Annotated in this window: 9 protein-coding genes; 7 read left to right on the top strand and 2 right to left on the bottom strand. The window is 49.1% G+C overall.

Annotated features, from left to right (window positions below; translation table 11 throughout):
* Window positions 1–604: 604 nt before the first annotated feature.
* The gene (locus tag QMO62_RS24290) at window positions 605–1582 is read left to right on the top strand and encodes a glycoside hydrolase family 43 protein (protein ID WP_284645088.1); all 978 of its coding nucleotides are present in this window, start codon (window positions 605–607) and stop codon (window positions 1580–1582) included.
* Between the two features lie 395 nt (window positions 1583–1977).
* Window positions 1978–4830, top strand: coding sequence for an endo-1,4-beta-xylanase (locus QMO62_RS24295; protein ID WP_284645089.1), 2853 nt, complete (start codon window positions 1978–1980; stop codon window positions 4828–4830).
* Between the two features lie 132 nt (window positions 4831–4962).
* On the opposite strand, the gene QMO62_RS24300 is transcribed toward QMO62_RS24295, so the two are convergent.
* A complete protein-coding gene (locus QMO62_RS24300) occupies window positions 4963–6270 on the bottom strand; it encodes an ABC transporter substrate-binding protein (RefSeq protein WP_284645090.1) in 1308 nt (435 codons plus the stop codon).
* Window positions 6267–8009 carry a sensor histidine kinase gene (locus QMO62_RS24305; protein WP_284645091.1) on the bottom strand — a complete coding sequence of 581 codons (1743 nt, stop codon included), beginning with the start codon at window positions 8007–8009 and terminating at the stop codon, window positions 6267–6269. The genes QMO62_RS24300 and QMO62_RS24305 overlap by 4 nt, the downstream gene beginning before the upstream one ends.
* A 463-nt stretch (window positions 8010–8472) precedes the next feature.
* Here QMO62_RS24305 and QMO62_RS24310 point away from each other — a divergent pair, with 463 nt between their 5' ends.
* From QMO62_RS24310 to QMO62_RS24330, 5 genes are all read left to right on the top strand, one after another.
* Window positions 8473–13626, top strand: a complete 5154-nt coding sequence (locus QMO62_RS24310) for a cohesin domain-containing protein (protein WP_284645092.1) — start codon at window positions 8473–8475, stop codon at window positions 13624–13626.
* 74 nt (window positions 13627–13700) lie between these two features.
* Window positions 13701–15362: an S-layer homology domain-containing protein gene (locus QMO62_RS24315; protein ID WP_284645093.1), complete on the top strand. Its 1662-nt coding sequence runs from the start codon at window positions 13701–13703 to the stop codon at window positions 15360–15362.
* A gap of 343 nt (window positions 15363–15705) precedes the next feature.
* On the top strand, window positions 15706–17022 hold the full coding sequence (locus QMO62_RS24320) for an ABC transporter substrate-binding protein (RefSeq protein ID WP_284645094.1): 1317 nt from the start codon (window positions 15706–15708) through the stop codon (window positions 17020–17022).
* 62 nt (window positions 17023–17084) lie between these two features.
* Window positions 17085–19076: a hypothetical protein gene (locus tag QMO62_RS24325; RefSeq protein WP_284645095.1), complete on the top strand. Its 1992-nt coding sequence runs from the start codon at window positions 17085–17087 to the stop codon at window positions 19074–19076.
* A 34-nt stretch (window positions 19077–19110) separates the two neighbouring features.
* Entirely contained in the window at window positions 19111–21180 is a 2070-nt protein-coding gene (locus QMO62_RS24330; RefSeq protein WP_284645096.1) for an alpha-glucuronidase family glycosyl hydrolase, read from the top strand.
* The last annotated feature ends 5 nt before the right edge of the window (window positions 21181–21185 follow it).

Below are 21185 nucleotides of genomic sequence, written 5' to 3' on the forward strand. Positions count from 1 at the left end.
CATGGGCTTTTCTGTTTCAATACACCAAAATCGCACAGCAGCTGGTCCTCGGTAAAGATAAAACTGGATTTATCTCAATTACAAGAGCAGAATTCTCCGCGCTTCTAAGTCAGAGCACTAGGCTTCAGCCTTAAGCCGACGGAGTCGTACATCAATGTCCCGGCATCAGCCTGATATGCAGGAGCCGCCGGGGTGCATCTGCCGCCGGCTTAGTGAACGGCTTCGAGAATGGCGAATGTAAGCTTCTCCAAGGAAGAATACTTCCTGATGATAAGTATCGACGCACTGATAAGGTACCCCATTCACAAACAAAAGTGATTCTAAGCCGCCGATATTTCCTCCGATCGTCTCACCAAAGTCGAACCGTCCGACGATCTTTCCCCCTGGCCAATTGCAGCCTGGTACAGCCGCCAGGAGTGGAATCTTGCAGAAATAGGGAGAGGAAGAGAATAGACAGACTTCAATAGGTTCCAGTTACATCCCTTGGAAATACGGATTATATTGAAATAAATCGTGCAATTGTCTTATATCGTAAACGTTAGGCAACTGGTACTATTAACTTTGTTTATAGAACCTAGAAAATCTTATTTAAGGAGAATGAGTCATGAATAATGCGCTAAAGCCAAATGAACCGTTAGTATCCCATATATTCACCGCCGATCCGTCAGCGCATGTTTTTGAAGGGAAAATATATATATATCCATCCCACGATCTTGATCATGACGGCCCGGATAATGATAACGGTGATCAATATGCAATGGAAGACTACCATGTTCTTTCGTTGGAAAATTTCAATTCGCCAGTCGTTGACCATGGTCAAGTCCTTCATCTAAACGACATCCCATGGGCATCCAAACAATTATGGGCGCCGGATGCTGCCTTCAAGGATGGCATCTACTATTTATTTTTTCCAGCACGTGATCATGAGGGGATATTCCGAATCGGGATAGCTACAAGCGCATCGCCGGCAGGACCATTCACACCGTATGAGAATTACATTGAGGGAAGTTTTAGTATAGACCCTGCTGTGTACGTTGATGATGATAACAGCGTATATGTTTTTTTCGGCGGTCTTTGGGGAGGTCAGTTGGAAAAGTGGCAATCAGGAACGTTCAATCCCAATGCTGAAGGTCCAGCTCCCAATGAGCCTGCCTTAGGGCCGCGCATGGCTTTAATGAGCGATGATATGCTTTCGTTTCAAGCTACTTGGGAAATCTCTATTGTTGATGAGGAAGGAAAGACAATACTCGCTGGAGATGAGGATCGCAGGTACTTCGAAGGACCATGGGTACATAAGTATGAAGGTCTTTACTATTTATCATACTCAACAGGTACAACTCACATGCTTGTGTATGCCGTAAGTCAGAATCTGAAGGGACCGTATACGTTCAAGGGCACGATTTTAACTCCGGTCATCGGTTGGACTACTCATCACTCCATTGTTCAGTTTGGGGATAAATGGTATTTATTCTATCATGATTGTTCCTTATCTGACGGCGTGAATCATAAGCGCTGCGTGAAATATACGGAACTCAGCTATAACGAAGATGGGACGATTCGGACGATAGACCCCTATAAGTAAAGCAAATGGGGGGAGGTGAACAAAGGAGCCAATATGCCTCCCCTGCTTTGACTTCTCGCTGAAATATGCCAAGGAAGCTGTTGGTACCTTTGAGACTATAACCCCGCCCTTACCTCCGAAGTCCAGCCGAGTTTCACATATAATCGTTCTATTTTATAAAAAATCGTGGATCATTCATATATCAATCCTTTACCCGAGTTGTTACGATAATAAATGTAAACGCCATCATTGCTGCTGCGAAACGGAGGGATATTTGATGGTCAATTCATCATAAAACCGCAAAATCTTCAGCCAAAACAACATTTTTATCAGTAAAGTTGTAAAAAATCCCCCCCAAATGGGCAACTCTAAAATAAGATTTTAGAGGTTGCCTTAAGAAAAGGAGCAAAACTTAGATGAAAGGTGAAAAACTCTTAATCAACGTTTCCCGCCTCCTCGCAGTCATCATGCTGTTCTCCGTATTCGCGTTTGCCCCCGTCCCGGCTGCCGCGGCCGAAAGCGAACGGACACTTGTCTGGAATGGCGACGCCGACAAAGATGTAGCCCTGAAAGTCGAAGGTGATGCGAACTTAACCCGCGTCAACGCTTCCGGACCCAAGATTACATCTAACGCCAATAGCAGTGATTTCCCCGGCATCTATTTCATTTTTGATGCAAAACAGAAGGACAAAGGCTTCTTGAAAGTCGATGCCAAGGTATTTAAGAAATTTGTGAGCTTCACAGTAACCACAAAAGAAGGCAATGCCTACACGGATTACTTGATTGCCCCCGTATTTGGTCAGAAAAAAACCAGCGACGATTGCTATGTGTTCTTCCTCGATAACGTAGCGTCCGCCAGAAATATCAACATGGTTTTCATCGATGACGCAATTCTGACTCCTCTTGAGAGCGTCCCGTATCCCGAAATTATGGTTGAATTGAACAACCTCATTGCACAAGCCGAAGCTTTAAAAGCCGGCAACAAGGAATTCCCGCTCCAGATTAGCTATACTGACAACGGATCCGATGTGAACAAAGCTTTCCCTTGGGTGTATGCAGATGAACTCGAGGGTCTTGATAACGTGATTAAGTTCGCGCGCAATGCACTCATTCCGTGGGCCGGCGAAGCCATAGCCAGTCTTAAAGACGCAATAGTGAATTTCACTGGAAAGATCAAAGCGGACGGTTCCAATCCCTATTTCCGTCTTGATCCGGGTCCTGGTAAACAGGCTATAGAAATTACCGCGCCCACTAATGTCTGGACCGCAAGAACACCGCTAGACAACCGTGTCCCCGCCAACTTTGCTGGCGGCACATTCACAATGATTCCGTATCCTTTTGCAGATTCCGCTGGTAAAGCTGATGTGCTCCAGATCAATTACGCCCATAACGGAACAAGCGTGTTCGGCGGAATCAGCCTTCAATCTCCGTTGTCCAAGACTGTAAATGTCCCCATCGGCTCCAATATTGAGTTTGATGTGTACTATCCCAAGAGCGCGCAGGGAAAATACATGAGGTGGAGAATCAGAAATGCCAACTCAGACATCGATACTTACCTCAGGGAATACGAGTACAACAACCTTAACCCCGACTGGGTTGGCAGCTACAACGGTGAAACCTGGTTGTTGAAGCACACCAGCATTACCGCTACAGTAGGCACTTCCTCGAACTTCATTCTTGAGCTCCATGGCGAGAACGGCCGTCCCGCAGAGACCGGTATGCTTCTTGTTTCCAATATCAGAATAACCGCACCCGATCCAAATGGAGTTGCGCTTCCCAACGTTGAGAACAAGGAAAACCAGAGTGTCGTAGCGCCTTTAAAGAGTGTTTATAACAAGGAAAACGGCCTGTTCATGGTCGGCGCGATCGGTACCGGAGCAGTAACCGGAACCAGAGCCCGGCACTATGAAATCTTTGTCGACGGCAACAATCTCAAGGCCGATGGAACGCATCCCCGTGGCCCGAACTGGCTGAAAAGCGTTAGTGGCCAGGCCCTGAGCGGCGCAGCCACCACCCCTGGTTTAGGTGAATACAGTTTTCCGACGAACTCTTATCAAGCGATCAGGGATTCCGGAACTCCCGGACAATACAAGGCTCACGGCCATGTTTTGGCATGGTACAACCAAGCCCCTGCATGGATGAGACAGATTGCTCCCGCGACCCTTTCCTTAGGATATAATGGCACAACCGATTATTATGGCTTGGGCAACGGCGTTACAACCACAGTTAAGGTAGATAAGGAAATGGCCAGAAGAGTGCAGTTTAACCACACGATGTATGTGATGCGGCACTTCCTGACCACCGATACGAAGTATGGCTCAAGCGTATCCCGCGGAGTAATCCCCTTCAATTCATGGGACGTACTCAACGAAGAGGTTCACGAAAGCCGTCACAGCGAAACCATCCCTGCGAATCCGAACAGTTGGAGACAGACCCTCAAAAACACCAACTGGCTTGCTGCAATGTCCGATGATCTAATAGGCGGCGACATCTCCGAGCATTACATTTACTTGCTCTTCAAGTACGCCCACATCGCGGCCCCCAACGCCCGGATGGCGGCGGCTTACAAAGCCAACTACGCAGGTCTTCCGGAGTACATGAAGCGCGACGGACACGACAATGCCGGCAGCATTGATGCCTATATCGTTGACACTCCTCCGAAACTGACCTACAACGATTACGACATTTCTAATCGCACCAAAGCGAGGACTGTATACAACATGGTTCGCGCACTGAACACCGCCTGGCTCTCCGATCCGCTGTATGACGGAAGACCCCTTATCGAAGACATCGGTATCCAGGGACACGATTCGATAGGAAAGACCCTAGCAAGCGATAACCAATATGCCATGGCTCTCTATGCCTCACTCGTTGACCAGGGCCTTCTATCCGGTATTGCCTATTCAGAACTTGACCTTAAGTTACCGACTACCACCCCCGGCGGCGGCGCAACCGCTCCCGCAGTGCTCAATGTCAGACAGTCTGACGCCCTTGGTTATCAGTACGCGCTGATGTACAAACTGTTCACCAAGTTCGCCCCGTACATCGATCACATCATCAGCTGGGGGGTGTCCGGTTCAGGATGGCAGGGAAGCTATGTGCTGTTTGACAGTCAGAGCAATGCCAATGCCGGCTACTATGGCGCCATGAATCCGGACAGATTCGTTCTTGGACATTCATACCTAGATGATTACTTTAAAGGCGAATACGAGAAACTCCAGAACGGCTATCAAATCGACCTTGGCGATCTTGGAATCTATACACGCTGATTCCTATAATTTCAACTCGCTAAAACTTCGAGCAGCGCCACTGTCTCAGGCTCCGGGGGATTACTCTCCTCCCGGAGCCGAGGCAGGCGGTCTCTGTCATCGGACTTTGAGGTTCTGAATCGCGGCCGCTCATCACCGGGGGGCTACGAGAGAGGTTTTCTTATAACCATTCGCGGCGGCTCTCAATTTTTCAAAGGCTTCCTCCGGTGTAATTTTGGCGAATATCAGTTGATCCCGAATCATTGCGTAATCTTTTTCAATATATTCCGCGAAGCCTTGGGGTTCCGGACTGTACATTTGTCCATCTTGTAAGGTCGCATAGTAAAGCTGCATCCCAATCTTATCCCCTCGACTAAGATAAGCTTGAATTGAATCAGCAATCTCGGAGTTCGCAGGTACCCCCCTGGTGGTTCCAAGAATTTGCGCGGCTTCAGGGTCGTTTAAGAACCAATTCAGAAACTTTAATGATTCCACCTTCTGATTAGAATAAGCTGAAACGCTGAAGTACATGGAAGGCTTGAACCATCCGCCCGCTTCGGTACTGCGAGGTGCCGTGACCATTTCGTACACATTTGGGTTGCCTCTGTCCCAGCTGAGAAACTCGCTAGTATAGGCATCGCGGATAAGGATCTTACCGTTACTCAACAAGTCGGCAGTGCCCCTGTCGGTTAGGTTTAATGCCTCGGGGACGACAATGCCATCTTCTCGCAGCTCCTCGAATTGCTTCGTCCACTGAAGAAACGTATTCTTGTCGATATTAAACAATCCGTCTTTGGTGATGATAGGACCTTTGCCTTGTGCATATTGATATGCACTGTACATGAAGTAATCACCGGCATAATACTTAGTAAAATATTGGCCTTCTTTGGCCACTTCCTTAAAGCTCCGCGCCAGCGCAAAGAAATCATCCCAAGTCCATCCATTCCTAGGCAGAGGCAGGCCAAGATTCTCCATTGCCTTTTTGTTGTAAATCATTCCGTAGGCTACCGATCCCAAAGGAACGGCATACGGTATATCATTACGTTTTCCGATGTCCAGAAGCTTAGGATCTACTTTGCTTAGGTTTACACTTGATAAATCGGCCAGCAAGTTTTTTGAGGTCCAATCGGCTATCCAACTCGGATCCAATTGAATAATATCCGGTGCACGTTTAGCCGCTTCAAGAGAAGAAAGTTTATCCAAATAACCTTCAATGCCCGAATACTCCGTTTCGAACGTAACGTTTGGATGAATCCTTTTGTACAACTCCAAAGCCTTTAAAGTAGCATTATGTCTAGGCTGAGAGCCCCACCACATAATCCGCAATTGAATAGGTTCAGACAGCGATGAAGGATTGTTTAAAGAGCCAGTATCTTCTATTGTTTTTTTGCAGCCAACCACTAATACCAACAGAGACGCAGAGATAAGGATATTCGTAAATCTTCTGAATAAAGTAGTCATGATTGATCGCCTCCATTTGGGCGTTTACCCATCTTAGGCATTTGGATCGTAACTATGGTACCTCCACCTTCTCTAGGTGAAACGATAACCCCGCTCTTATCTCCGAAATAGGCGTTAAGCCGGTCTTTTACATTCCGTATCCCGTAACCACCGCCAATATGATGTTTCTTTGGTTTTTGTGCTTCAGGTGTAAGCCCGACCCCGTCGTCGCAAATCATAATTTGAAGAGCATCGTTATTGGATGTGAACGTAATATCTATACAGCCACTGCTTCTGGAATACAAACCATGAATTACAGAATTCTCAACAAATGGCTGCAGGGTCATTTTCGGAACATACAGCATGTTCAATGCATCTTCTACTTGAATCGAATAATGTAGTCCGTTTTCCAATCGCAATTGCTGGATTTCCAGATAAGATTCGATATGCATAATCTCTTCTTGAACGGTTATGAAGCTTTCGCCGTTAGATAAGCTTATTCGAAACATTCTTCCCATAAGCTCCAGAATTCGACTCATATTGTCTTGTCCGGCCGAAATAGCCATCCAGCTTAACTGGTTCAGAGTATTGTAAAGGAAATGGGGGTTAATATTAGCTTGAAGCGCCTCAAGCTCGGCTTTCCTCTGTTGATCGTATCTTATCTTCAAATCACGATATAGTTCTTCAATTCGTTCTTTCTGTCTCCGGTATCCGGCAAACAAGTAGCCAAACTCATTCTTATAGTCTTTAGGAAGTTCCGGTTGAGCTTGACCGACGGTATACGAATTCATTGCGTCTACTAATAGTTTGATAGGCTTTGTAAATAGCTTACTTAGCCAAAGAGTCAGGGCTACAGCCAGCAAAATAGCCGCAACGCCAACGATGCCGATGTTCAAGGCCAGCTTCTTACTGCCTTCTGTTATTTGATCCCATGGGGTAATTTCTACGATCGCCCAGCTGGAATTCTGAGGCTTGGAATACACGATAAGCGGTTCGGCTTCTCCGCCGAATGCAGAGTTTCTGATAACGCCGGACTTCTGCTGCATAGAATTCAGCCACTCTGTAAATCTCATATGATTGGGTACATTTCCTACAGACAAAATTTCTTCACCCGTTGAATTGAGCATCATCCTTGCCGCCGTACCGGAACGATCCGATAAAATAGTACGAATTTCCTCTGCCTTGATGTGAATAACAATAACACCGCTGTATTGATCTCTATAGTTCATTTTTCGTGCAAAACTAATGACAGGTACGGGACCTTTAACGCTTATTATCGTATGCTCACCGGACCAAGCAAAATCGCTATGCTGTAATAATTCAAACCATTGCTCCTTGATCATGCTTTCGATGGGCCGAAATTGAATGTACTTCACCTTTTCTTCCAGGAAGGGGTCCTTACTATAAAGCGAAACCGCTTGAACCATGGACATGGAATAGGTTAGATTGGTCAGCATTTGCTCGATTCGTTTGGTTTTGCGGTACTTATCGTATGGCTCTTTGTCAGGCTCCAAAAAAGAGAGTATCTCAGGATCTCGCGAGATAGAAAGTGAAATTTGTTCAATCATACTGAGCCTTGTTGTAATTTGATTATTTAATTCGTCTAAAAGCCGTTGTTGGTAGCGAGAGCTAGTCTGTGCAATGACTGCGGATGAAGTTTGATAACTAACGAGAATCGTAATACCCAAAATCGTAACAATCAATAGTAAAAAAATGTAGAAGAAGAGACGCTCAATTCGGTAAGTTTTAATGAGTTTCACTGCCGCCTCCTCATGATAGGTAAGTAAATCAAGGATGATAGATGTGGAGCTTCTTACAATTCTAGCAGAAATTCGAGCCGTACACGATAGATTTATACAAAGCGATTCTGTATTCGCCATAAGCTTCTGGATATCGGATTGCTTATCCCCAGTTATGCTTCTATTGATTATTATATAATCGTTCTATTTTATAAAAAATCGTGCATCATTCATATATAAATCCTTTATCCGAGTTGTTACTATTAATAACAGGCAGGACAATAAATTACAGTAGGGGGAAGGGAGCCGGCAAGCTATTGTCTATCAAGAGACTTGCTTACTCATGCCTTACCGGTTGAAAACTTTAGTTAAAAAAGGGAGGATAGCGGAAAAAACAACAAATTCGCAGTTCTATGAAAGCGTATTCAAAAAGTGGGCAGTCAACGATGTTAAGTAGATGAAGGCTAAGGGAGGAAAGCGTAGAATGAGTAAAAAGATCTGGCGAAAGACCCTTGCGATTAAGATGGCCGGCGCGCTCTTGCTGTCTGTCGTCGCTCCTGTTTCGATTTCAAGCCCGGTACAGGCCGCAAACCCAGCGGCCCCGGTAACGGCGAATTGGTACTCGACTTATCAAACTATGGATGGCGTTGGCGCAGCGTATGCATACACCGATTCCGTCCATATGCTGCAGCTGGCCAGTGCAGGCTATCAGGATAAAGTAAGACATCTCCTCGACCTGACGTTCAGCGAAAAGGACGGAACCGGCCACGATATCGTCCGGGTCATTATCGGCGATAACGGCGGGCTTACCACAACCAACGCCAATGCAAACAGCCCGGGCTTTAACCCTGTTACCGGCTTGCTTGCCGATGTCACCAACCCTGGTTTTGACGTTCAGGGGAATCCGATTCCCAAAAGAGGATCGGCGGGCCAATACGGCTATAAAATTGAAGCGGAAAATCGATACTATGACGGCAATACCGACAGCATCTGGCCTAACGAACCGGAGCATGCCCCGGGGACACTGGTGCCTGTAGAGGGGTTCGTGTGGGATTTTCCATCATGGAATCAACCGATTGCCAATGACGTAGGCGGGCCTACCAACCTGCTTAGTGCAAAGGGCAGCGATCCCGTCGTAATCAAAAACGCTCCGCGCACCCGAAAAGAGCTGTTCGACGTGGATCAGGTGTGGACGATGCGTCAGGCGATGCAGTACGGGGTAACGCAATTCTATGCGTGCACATGGACAGTACCGTACTGGATGAGCAATTCATCCAACAATACCCCCAACAAGATTATTCGCGGTGACACGGCCACGATCGACGGTAAAATCGTTAAAATTTATTACCAGGCTTATGCCGATTATCTCGTCAATTATATTCGCGGCATGTGGGAGCAGTGGGGCATTCCGATCACCCATATCAACCCTTTTAATGAGGTTGACCTTGCCGGCGGAACCGCTGCTTATGTCACAGAGCTCATTAACGAATATATTGGTCCGACTTTGAAGAAATCGATGCAGCCGGGCGGCGCGCTTTATGACATCCAGAACCCGGACGGTAAGACCATTGATTTTATCCCTCAGCTTGCAGCTGTAGACGGCACGAATCTGAGTGCATCCCTAAGCAGGGGCGGTCAAGCGTTCTCTCAAACCGACCCGGATAACGCGCTGGACAAAAATCCTTACCTCGACGTGTTTACGACTCACCTGTACGGCACCGTCGGCATCGGCACGGATGAAAATAAGCTGTACCATACCGGCGATTTTTCCCGGGCTCCTTTGGATTACACGAAGGATGGTTCCAAATATCCGGAATATTTGACAAAGTATAAGCTATGGCAGGCGGAGTTCATGAATCAGGATACGGCTGACGGTTCCGCCGGGGCTTATACGCAGCGTTACGGCAATCAAAACATTAATGATTCCGTGCGCTGGTCCAACCTGCTGACAAACATGTTTACCAGTAATCCGGGCTTCAACGGCTTCGTTTGGTGGAGTATGTGGGACAGCAATGGTGCCGATGGCTCCGACCTGATTCGTTTCGTTACGACGAACTCTCAGCAGGAGCCTGGGCGCATCAGCACGTTAACCGGCGAATACCGGCTGTTCAAACGCTTCTATGGCTATGGACATTTCTCCCGCTTTATGAATCCGGGCGACGTACGCTTTGATGTAACGCGTGTGCCTGCAGAGGATATGAATGTCGTCGCCTTCAAAAATCCGAAAAATAACGATTTCGCTATCACGATTACGAACGCCAAAAATGATGACAGTGTTCAGCCTTTGGAATTTACGTTGAAGGACTTCCCTGCAGGTACTTCGAGCGTAACGGTGTTCCGTACATCGGGAAGCGAGAACCAGAAGAAGCTGGCTGCGATCCCAGTAAGCAACGGCAAGTTTGTAATTGATATTCCTTCGGCAAGCACCGTCACCGTCGTACCGTCCCAGGGCAGATTTGCAACCTTTAACGGCCTTGACGGAGAACGCGATATTTTCTCCACCCTTGAGGCGGAAGGCAATGACAACGGCGTGGCAGGAAACACAACAGGAAATGCAGGCCGTATGAATGAAGCTGTTACACTCTCTAACGGTGGTTACCTAGCTTACAAGAATGTTAACTTCGCCGATGGCTCCGCGAATGGCGGCGTTGTCCGCAGACACCTGTTATATTTGACCGCGCAGACCAAGTCGGCCAAAGGCGGATATCTTAACGCTTATGTGCTACCGGTGGGCACCCCTGTGAACGGCGCTGCCGATATCGTATCAAAGGGTACGCGTGTTGCGGATGTTTTCGTTCCAGCCAACGATAAATACGGCAAATATCAGGACATGGTAGATACGGGCGACCTTAGCGCATACGGCCATAAGGACTTCTATATCGTAGCTGAGACGAACGGGGCCGGCGAGACCATCACGGTCGACCGCTTCCTGTTTGGTGCAAACGATTCCGACTGGAGTACGGCAGCTAACAACTCGGCAGTATCGATTCCGGGCAACATTCTGCTCAACGGTGATTTTGACACGACCACAGCAGCTAGTGCAAGCAATTGGTCTGCAGGTCGATACAATCAGGGAACCTTTGTACAATCCGTTACTGGACCAACCTTAACGGCGGATACTATTCAAAGCTACTCGGGTATTTCCCGTTATTTGAAAAACAGCTCTACATCCAGGGTTGCCGGATCAGCTAAAATTTCCGGAAGGATCGATGCGGCCAACCAGTATGACGGAATGTGGCAGGATGTCACCGGCAAGCTCACGGTGGGCGAGAAATACAACTTCAAGGGATATTTCCTTGCCATGAAGAGCCGTCCGGAGAGCTATGACTTAGCTGCCGAGAACCCTGGCGACGTGGAAGTCGCGCTTGTATATTACGACAGCAACGGAAATCAGCTTGGCATGACCCCGGTCAATGGCCGTGACATGCCTGAACCGTATGCAGCCCGCGAAGCAGGCGATCCAGCGTACTGGAACGCAAGCGGTCAGTTTGTCGGACGCATTCTTGAGGGCGGACCGATGACGCTATCGTCCTTCCAGCCTGTTTCCGTTAAGGTAGCAGACTGGCATGAAACTCCGAACCAGCCGTTTACTTATAACGAACCGGCCGGCACGTCCAAGGTCGTCTTGGTGATGTATGCTAAGGATTCCAACATTCTTTACGCAGACCAGCTATCGTTGACGCCTGAAGTCGTACCGTCCTACAGCATCTTCATTGACGGAAACCAGCCTTCCGATTTTGCTCCCGGAAAGACGGATTATACTTATACGGTAACTGGTAACTCCATCCCTGTAGTAACGGCATCTTCGAGCGATAAGAATGAAATCGTAAGCATTTCCCAAGCGGATAGCATTCAAGGTACGGCTGTTGTGCGCTTTATTAAAGGCCAAAATGTAAAGACGTATAAGATTGCTTTCAGCACTACTGAGGTCATCAGCTTTGCAAACGGACTTCCGGCCGGATGGCAGGTAGTTAACCCGACGGACCCTCAAAGCCCTGAAGGTGCTGTAACTTACAGTGCATCGGGCGCATCGGTTGCTACCAAAAAGGCGGGTACGGATTATCCTGGCAGCGATAATATCCTGCAATTCCCAGGCTCGGCTACTGGAAACTGGACGCTTTCGGCCAAGCTCACCGTGAACAAAGCACTAAGTGATGCAACCTTTGCTGAGAATACGCAAATCGGGCTCGGCATGAGTCGACCGTCTACCGGCGAGTTCTTTCGAATCAATGCAAGAAAAAATGGCACTACGATCAAAATCAATAACTCGGATAGGGTTGGCAGCACTCCGCATTCCAATACAACGGGTCAAACGACCTTAAGCGGAACCGATTATTATCTGCGTATTGTGAAGACCGGAAATGATGTGCAGGGGTATTATTCAAGGGATGCGGGCTTAAGCTACTCGCCTTTGGGCAATACTTCGTCTAACGTGGCAACGACTTTCCCGGCCGAGTTCTTTAATGAGGCAAAAATTCAATTATATGCTGTAAACTTTAGCGCTACAACGGATCTGCAAGCGACATACTCCAATGTGACATTGGTGAAGACACTAGGAGAAGCCGGAGAGGTTGATGCGGACCAGCAGGCCGTAGAGCAGGCGGCAGCAGCCATCGGCGGCACGATTACAGTTCCGAATGCAGCGGGAGACGACGCAGCAACCCTGAGAACGAAGGCGCAAAATTTGTTGAATAACGATGCAAATCTAAGCTCGCTGGGGGTTACTGCAACGATTACCGGCACGGATGGCAACTATGGACTGAGCATTTCCAAGGGAGCTTCAACAGCTACTGTCCTTTCGGTATCCATCACTGGCCAAGCGGGCACAAACGAATTCTCAGCAACGTTAACGGGGACAGCTAGCATTACTTCCGGCCAGTCCTTTAACGTAAATTATGGCTTGGTTAACGTAACGCAAGGCGTATATGCCCAGGATCTGACCGTAAATTATAATGCCTCCCAGCTCAATCTCGAAGATGTTCAATCCTTGAAAGCAGGATTTGCCGTCATTGACAAGCAAGTAGTGGCACCCGGTTTAGTGCGCATTCTGGCATATTCTCAAGGCGTACAAAACGTGGTGTATGGCAGCGGGGACCTTCTTCAGCTTCAGTTTAAGGCGCTTCCTACGTCCAGTACGGTCACCAGCTCCGTGTACTTGACGAATGTAAAGGTTTCTGACGGCAACGGGACCGTTTTGAATGTGAGTGCCGGCTCCGCCTACAACGTGGTCATAAGCGCTATCACAGTCGATAAAGCAGCATTGAACAGTGCTATTCAAGCCGTAAATGCGATTCTCGCCGATGCTAGGGAGGGTACGCTGTGGGGGCAGTATGCCGCAGGCTCCAAGGCAGTCCTGCAAGCGGCGGTAAATGCCGCACAAGCGACGGCCTCGGATAACTCAGCGACCCAATCACAAGTAGACCTCGCGGTTTCACAGTTGAATATTGCACTGCAAGCCTTCAATAACTCGATCCAAACTCAAGCTACCATCGGTGACTTGGGAGTCCTGGCCAACTATTACAACAAAACCTCGGCTTCACCGGATTGGAATCTCATTAAGCGTTACGACAGCAATCACAACGACCGGATCGATATCATCGATCTAGCGTACATCGCAAGACTGATTCTGAATTACTAAAGCGTACAACCATAACCGAAAGGAAGGTATCTCTTACCTTCCTTCCGGTGTTTGGTGGAGAGGACGATGCAGCTATGCCTAGAAAAAAAGGCTTGATGGGAAAATCGCTTGCTGTCATATGCTTAGCCACTATGAGTCTCGGTTTCCTGCCTTCAGCACATGCTGACGGCTTACCCCAAGTCATTTTGACGACAAGCACTGACACGACTGCCGTTGGCGGTGAACTCAAGGTAAGGATTAAAGGCTTACAGCTTGAGGATGTATACGCCAATGAAATAAACCTGGTTTACGACTCGACGAAGCTCAGGTTCAATAGCGCCGTTAGCGATTTATCCGGCGGCTTTACAGTAAGCCCGGTACTTAATGGGAATATGCTCCAGCTCGCGCATACAAGTGTAGGGGACAAACCGGGAGTGAGCGGGGACAAGGAACTGTTTACACTGAGCTTTACCGGAATCGCCTCCGGAACAGCCGATATCGGGCTTGACACCATTACCTTGGTCGATTCCCAATTGAACGCTGTGAATGCGACAGGCGGAGGACATAAAAGCGTTTCCGTTGTGAATAGCGGCTCCGGCAGCGGGAGTGGCAATCCCGGCGGTTCAGGCGGAACCAATCCCGCCCCGCCCCCGCTCCCGTCTCCTGCTCCAATAAAGATTACGGATGACGGCAAGGGTAAGAAAACGGTTGAGCTTCCGCCTGCTGCAAGCGAGGTGAAGGTAGCGGTAAGTCAACTTGGCGTGGACTTGGGGAGCCGTCTAGAATTCAAAAAGGACAAATTTAGCGTGGAAATTCCTCCTGAAGTGTTGACGCAGCTGGTCGGAAGCCTATCCGGCGAAGAACGGAACCGCAGCGCGATCTCCTTCGCCATGAGCCCGCTGTCCTCCAGCGATGCCAATACGCTGATCGATCGGGTCCAGAAGCTGCATAATGTCGGTCTTAAACCGTCCGGGGACGTATACGATTTCAACCTGCAATTGATCACAGGGGAAAATCAGACCGTTTCCTTGACTTCGTTCACAAAGCCGCTCACGTTGCGGATTAAAGTAGATCCTTCATTAAATGCCAAGCTGGTCTCTATTTATCATATAGCCGATAACGGAGTGCTCAATTTTATAGGCGGAACCTACGCCAATGGGGAGATTTCGGCCGACATCCATCAACCTGGCCGGTACGCAGCCTTGGAATATAGTAAAACGTTCGCAGATGTTCCAGCTCATCACTGGGCCAAAGATGTCATCACGGAGCTTGCTGCCAAACATATTGTCACAGGCACAAGCCATTCGGACTTTGAGCCGGAACGGCAGGTCACCCGCGCTGAATTCACCGCTTTGCTGGTGAGAGCCCTGCAGCTTACTGACAAAGCAAGCGTTAGCTTCTCGGATGTATCGGTCTCGGACTGGTTCCACCCCGAAATTTCCATTGCGGTGCAAGCGGGAATCATTAATGGAAAGAGCGAGACGTCTTTTGCGCCGGAGGCATCGATTACGCGTGAAGAAATGGTCACCATGCTTGTGCGTGCTTATCAAATACTGCACCCTGCAGCGGAACTACCTTCTGCAGATGCATTTGACGACGAAGATGCTGTATCGCCATGGGCAGCAGCGAATGTTAAAAACGCGAGAGCCCTCCGGCTCATCGAGGGTCGAGAAGCCAACCTATTTGTACCTCAAGGGCTCGGTACTAGAGCCGAGGCTTCGCAGCTTATTTATAACATCAGAATTCATAAGTTTTGAGCGGAGCTCAAGGATTCTGATGTTTCAAGAAAAGCTTCCTTTGGGGCACGAATGCACTTCTCCGAAAGGGCTTCGATAGAAGCTTTTCTTAACGTTAAAGAATGTTTAAGTTGGCTAAAGCTTTAAAGCACTGCAACATTCTTTACCAAGAAAACCTACCACTGAAACGCGGTCGCTCATCTTTGAAAGGCCTCGATAGAGGTTTTCTTATAACTTCCGAGAGCTCTAAGATTCGGTCGATTTTATAACAAATCGTGCATCCTTCATATACTAATCTAATTCTTGAATTGTTACTATAATTACAGGCAAGTAAATAAAAAGAGGATATTCAGGAGGGGTAAACATGTCTAGTTGGAAACGTTCTCTGACTGTTTTGGCTACAACAACCGCATTGGCGGGATCGCTGGTTGCATGTGCCGGCGGAGGCAGCAAGGAAACTGCAGGCAGCACCGCGCCTTCTGCCGCACCGTCGGCAGGGGCATCCAAGGAACCGGTTAAGCTGCGCATCATGTGGTGGGGAGCGCAGAACCGTCACGATGCGACCTTGAAAGCACTTGAATTGTACACCAAGAACAACCCGCACGTAACCTTCGAACCGGAGTACTCCGGTATGGACGGTTATCTTGATAAATTGTCCACACAAGCGGCTGCTAATAATGCGCCGGATATTGTACAGCTTGATCCGGGCTGGACTCCCGATTGGGCTGCCCGCAAGCAGCTGGCCGAATTGACTCCTGCCGTCGATGTAAGCAAGTTCGATACGAAGCTGATGGCAGGCGGACAATCCGGCGGCAAGCTATATGGTATTCCCCTTGGCTCCGTTGCCTTCGGTATGATCTACGACAAAGCGGCGATGGATAAGCTTGGGATCAAGAACCCGGCAAACGGTTGGAGCTGGGATGATTTCTTTGCTCTAGCCAAAGAATCTAAGGCGAAGCTGCCTAGCGGAACTTATTTCACCAAGGATTACGGCGGCAATTACTTCGTATACTCCGCTTATCAATACGCTAAGGGGAAAGGGGCGGTAGTATCTCCGGAAGGTAAATTTAACGTAGATCAAGCGACCTTCCTGGAATGGACCAAAAATTTCGAGGAGCTTCGTAAGGAAGGACTAGTTCCTCCGGCCGACGTGAACGCTTCCGACAAAGAAAACGACCCGAAATTGGACCTGATGGTTTCCGGCAAAATTCTGGTGCGCTATGCCTTCTCCAATGGCTACGGCACGTATGACAGCTTGAAGAAAGGCGCCTACGCTCTCGTAACGATGCCTCGTTCTTCCCAAGCGGGCGGCTGGCTTAAGCCTTCCATGTACCTCGCTGTCAGCGCGGGCTCCAAGAAGCAGGAAGAAGCCAAGAAGTTCGTAAACTGGTTCGTTAATGATACCGAGGCGGCCAAAATATTGGGAACGGTACGCGGGTTGCCGGCGAATAAGGATATTGCGAGTCTCCTTCAAGCTAGCTTAAGCGATGCTGACAAGATTGGCCTGGAGCTTCTCCGTGCAACGGAGAAAGATGGCCAAACGTGGGATTCGACAAGCGGCTGGACCAATTTTGTCGACAAGGATTGGGCTCTAATTGGCGATCAGCTTGTCTTTGGCAAAATCAATCCGCAGCAAGCGTTTGACCAGTTGAAGTCCGCCTCGAAATCTTACGAAAAGTAATTCATGCCAGGTGCCCTGGAACAAGTCCTGTTCCGGGGTATCTTTTCATTTTGGAGGATGTTATGGAACTGATACTATCGGCGAGAAGCAAGACAGGGGAAAGCACGGATTATACCGGATTGGAGAAGCATGGCTTGAGCGCTTCGGTACAATTGACAGGTGGAACCGGTGGTCCTAAGGAGCCTTTCCTGGCCACGGTTACAGTACGCAATGATGCCAGCACAGCATGGACGGGGGTGATCCATGTGGAATTGCCGTTTCCGAAAACAGCCCCCCGCTATTTCCTGCCGGCCTTCATGTACGGCACAAACCGCGGGGAGGCCCCACTCCAGGTGCCGAAACAATTTCCGCGATTGAGAGACGGAAATCCTCCGCGCCCCGCTTCTCCATGGTGGATGGTAAGGAGCGATAGACTATCCCACCCGGCCGCATTTGTTTATGATAATGGAATCATATACGGACTAAGTGCCAGCCCCTACTTTATCCGTAAGGATGGAAGGAAGCAGCAGTGGAATCCTGACAACGAAGGGGTATTTTATCAGTATGGAGGCTATAGCTGCTCCCTATCCAAGGGGACTGTTGGCTATACTCTCGGCTATGAAAACGCCCCATGGTTGTTCATTAAGGCGACACTGGTTAAGGAGCGGGCGCCGCTTGAAGACAATTGCTTTGAGCTGGCTGCAGGAGAGGCTGTGTCGTTTGCGCTGGAGTTATATGAATACGAAGCTGAATCGGAATTGGGCGTCAACGCCGCCATGCAAGAGATCTATTACCGATACCACCAAAGCCCGAGAAAAGCCGGCGATCCAAGAACGGCAGTGGCGGATTTATCTCAGGCCATCTATCGGTATGCGTGGCTCCCGAAGGAGCTCAGTTATTCCGGATTTGTCATTGAAGACAAAGCCAATGGCGGATATCGCTATAACAAAATTTTTTCCCTCTCCTGGACTAATGGACTATCAGTGGCGGTTCCGGTCCTGATGGCCGCTCTTCGACTTGAAGAAGAATCGATGCGCCAGCAGGCGCTCATCTGCATCGACAACATGGTTGAGCATTCCTTGAACCCCCAAACGGGGCTTCCCTTTGAAGCCTACGATAATGATGGTATATGGTCCAACCGCGGATGGTGGTTTGACGGCATGCATACGCCGGGGCACAGTTCTTATCTGATCGGGCAGGCGGCATATTATATTCTCAAGGCTTACGATTATGAAAATAGGCTGAAGCAATGCGTTCATGACGATTGGCTCGATTTTGTAACGAATATTCTTGTAAGGATGGAGGAAACCAAAAACACGGATGGAGAATATCCGTATATCTTGTCGAATAAGACGGGTGCCGGCCTGGAATATGACGCATTCAGCGGAGCCTGGTGCATGGCGGCCATGGCATATAGAAGCTGGCTGACCGGCGACAAAACTTATCTTGCAAGCTTGCGCCGAAGTGAGAAGCATTATCATGAGGCTTATATCCAACGGATGGAATGCTATGGATCTCCTCTGGATGCAGACAAGGCCGTAGACTCCGAGGGGATTCTTGCTTATATAAAGGCCGTCCGGTACCTGCATGCTTTGACGGGCGATCAGCTTTATTTGTCCCATATGAGGGATGCGATCAATTACGAATTCAGCTTCAAATTCTGCTATAACTCACCGGTCAAAATTCCACCGCTGAGCAAGGTCGGCTGGTCGAGCAGTGGGGGCAGTGTCACCTCTACCGCCAATCCTCACATCCATCCGATGTCCAGCAACATCGTTGATGAGCTGCTCTATTATGTAGAAAATACAGGCGACCTCTACGTGCGCAGCCGAATGAAGGATACCGTCGACTGGGGATGCCAGACCTACAACAGGTATGATAACGAATTCGATTATGGCAAAAAAGGCTGGATGTCCGAAAGATTTTGTCATTCGGAAGGGCTGGTTACGGAGGTCTACAGCGACGGGTCGCCGGCCAGTACGTGGTTTTGCCTGATGCCGTGGGCAAGCGGATGTATCATCGAAAGCTTGGCCGGCGACCTTTGGGAATACGAGCACCTTCCTTTAGAAGAATAGGACTCGAACGATTTCGCTAGGAGGAAATTTCAACATGGACAATGTATCTGCATCTCAGGCCGGCATAGGCTATCAGGTATGGCTGGGATACCGCCGATTGGCCTCAGGAGAGCGCCATAAACAGTATGCCGGCTTTAACCGCATTAACGTAAAGGAAAACGACGACGAGGTTATTCAAACCGCCGTACATGAATTGATCAGGGGACTGGAAGGGATCCTGAGTGTTGCGCCGGGCATAACGGATCAAGAAGAACGGGTCATTGCCCTTGGAACGTTCGGCAGCCATCCTCTAGTAGACCGAATCATTGGGGCGGAGAACATCCCACGGGTCGGGGCGGAAGGCTACGCGATCAAAACCGATAAAGATCGCGCTTGCATCGCTATCGGAGCCGCTTCCGCCAGTGGCGTGCTGTACGGCGTCTTCCATCTGCTACGTCTGTTGAACACAGGCATGTCCGTGGACGAGCTGGATTTAATTGAAAATCCCGTCAATATGCTGCGAATGATCAACCAATGGGATAATATGGACGGCAGCGTGGAGCGGGGCTATGCCGGGAATTCGATCTTCTTCAAGGACAACCGGATTACTGAAGATTTGGACCGTATCCGGGACTACGCAAGAATGCTTGCATCCGTAGGGGTGAACGCAATCGCCATTAATAATGTGAATGTTCACCGGGAGGAAAGCAAGCTCATTACGGAATTTTTGCAGGACGTGGCGAGGCTGGCCGCTATTTTTCGCCGTTACGCAATGAAGCTGTTTCTTTCCGTTAATTATGCCGCTCCGATCGAAATAGGCGGCATGGAAACGGCGGACCCTCTCAACTCGGGGGTTTGTGAGTGGTGGAAGGAACAAACGGCTGGCGTTTATGCGCTTATTCCTGATTTCGGCGGGTACCTTGTTAAGGCGGATTCGGAAAACCGCCCGGGACCGTTTACTTACGGCCGGGATCATGCAGACGGCGCCAACATGCTGGCTGAAGCGCTGAAGCCGTTTGGCGGCATCGTAATTTGGCGCTGCTTCGTATACAATTGCCAGCAGGATTGGCGCGACCGCAAAACGGACCGCGCGCGGGCCGCGTATGACCATTTCAAAACCTTGGACGGCCGATTTTCGGAAAACGTCATATTGCAGATTAAGAACGGCCCCATGGATTTTCAAGTCAGGGAGCCTGTTTCGCCTTTGCTCGGCGCAATGCCGTCCACAAACCAGGTGCTCGAATTCCAGATTACGCAAGAATACACGGGACAGCAGCGTCATCTGTTTTATTTAATTCCGCATTGGAAGGAAATTCTTGAATTCGATACGTACGTCAAAGGGGAAGGCTCCACCATCAAACGTATTGCCTGCGGCAGCGTTCATGGTAGTCGGCTCGCAGGCATTGCTGCGGTGTCCAATATCGGCGATGACATCAATTGGACGGGGCATCTGCTGGCGCAGGCAAACCTGTACGGCTATGGAAGATTAATATGGAACCCGGACCTGACATCCGAGGAGATCGCCGAGGAATGGATCAGGCTCACCTTTGGCGGGAACGAGGAACTGGTCGCAGTGATTCAGAGGATGCTGCTCAGTTCACCGGCCATTTACGAGTCCTATACGGCTCCGCTTGGAGTCGGATTTATGGTTACTCCTCACTATCACTATGGCCCTGATGTGGACGGCTACGAGTACTCCAAGTGGGGTACATATCATTATGCCGATTGGCAAGGAGTTGGTGTCGATCGAACGGTGGAAATGGGTACCGGATATACAGCCCAGTACAACTCGCCGAATTTCGAGCGTTACGAATCCGTCGCAGATTGTCCGGATGAGCTGCTGCTCTTCTTCCATCATGTTCCTTATACCCACGTCCTTCATTCCGGCAAAACGGTTATACAGCATATTTACGACTCCCGCTTTGAAGGTGCGGAACAGGCTGTGCGATTAGCGGAGCTTTGGGACAGTCTGGCCGGAACAATGGACGAGGGCTTGCACAAGCAGGTCGCCGAGCGTCTCGCAGAGCAAGCGGAGCACGCCAAGGAATGGCGGGACCGGATCAATACGTACTTCTATAGAAAAAGCGGGATTGCCGACATGCGGGGACGTATCATTTACTCATAATCAGT

It is taken from the genome of Paenibacillus silviterrae, assembly GCF_030167925.1.
Taxonomy (GTDB): domain Bacteria; phylum Bacillota; class Bacilli; order Paenibacillales; family NBRC-103111; genus Paenibacillus_G; species Paenibacillus_G silviterrae.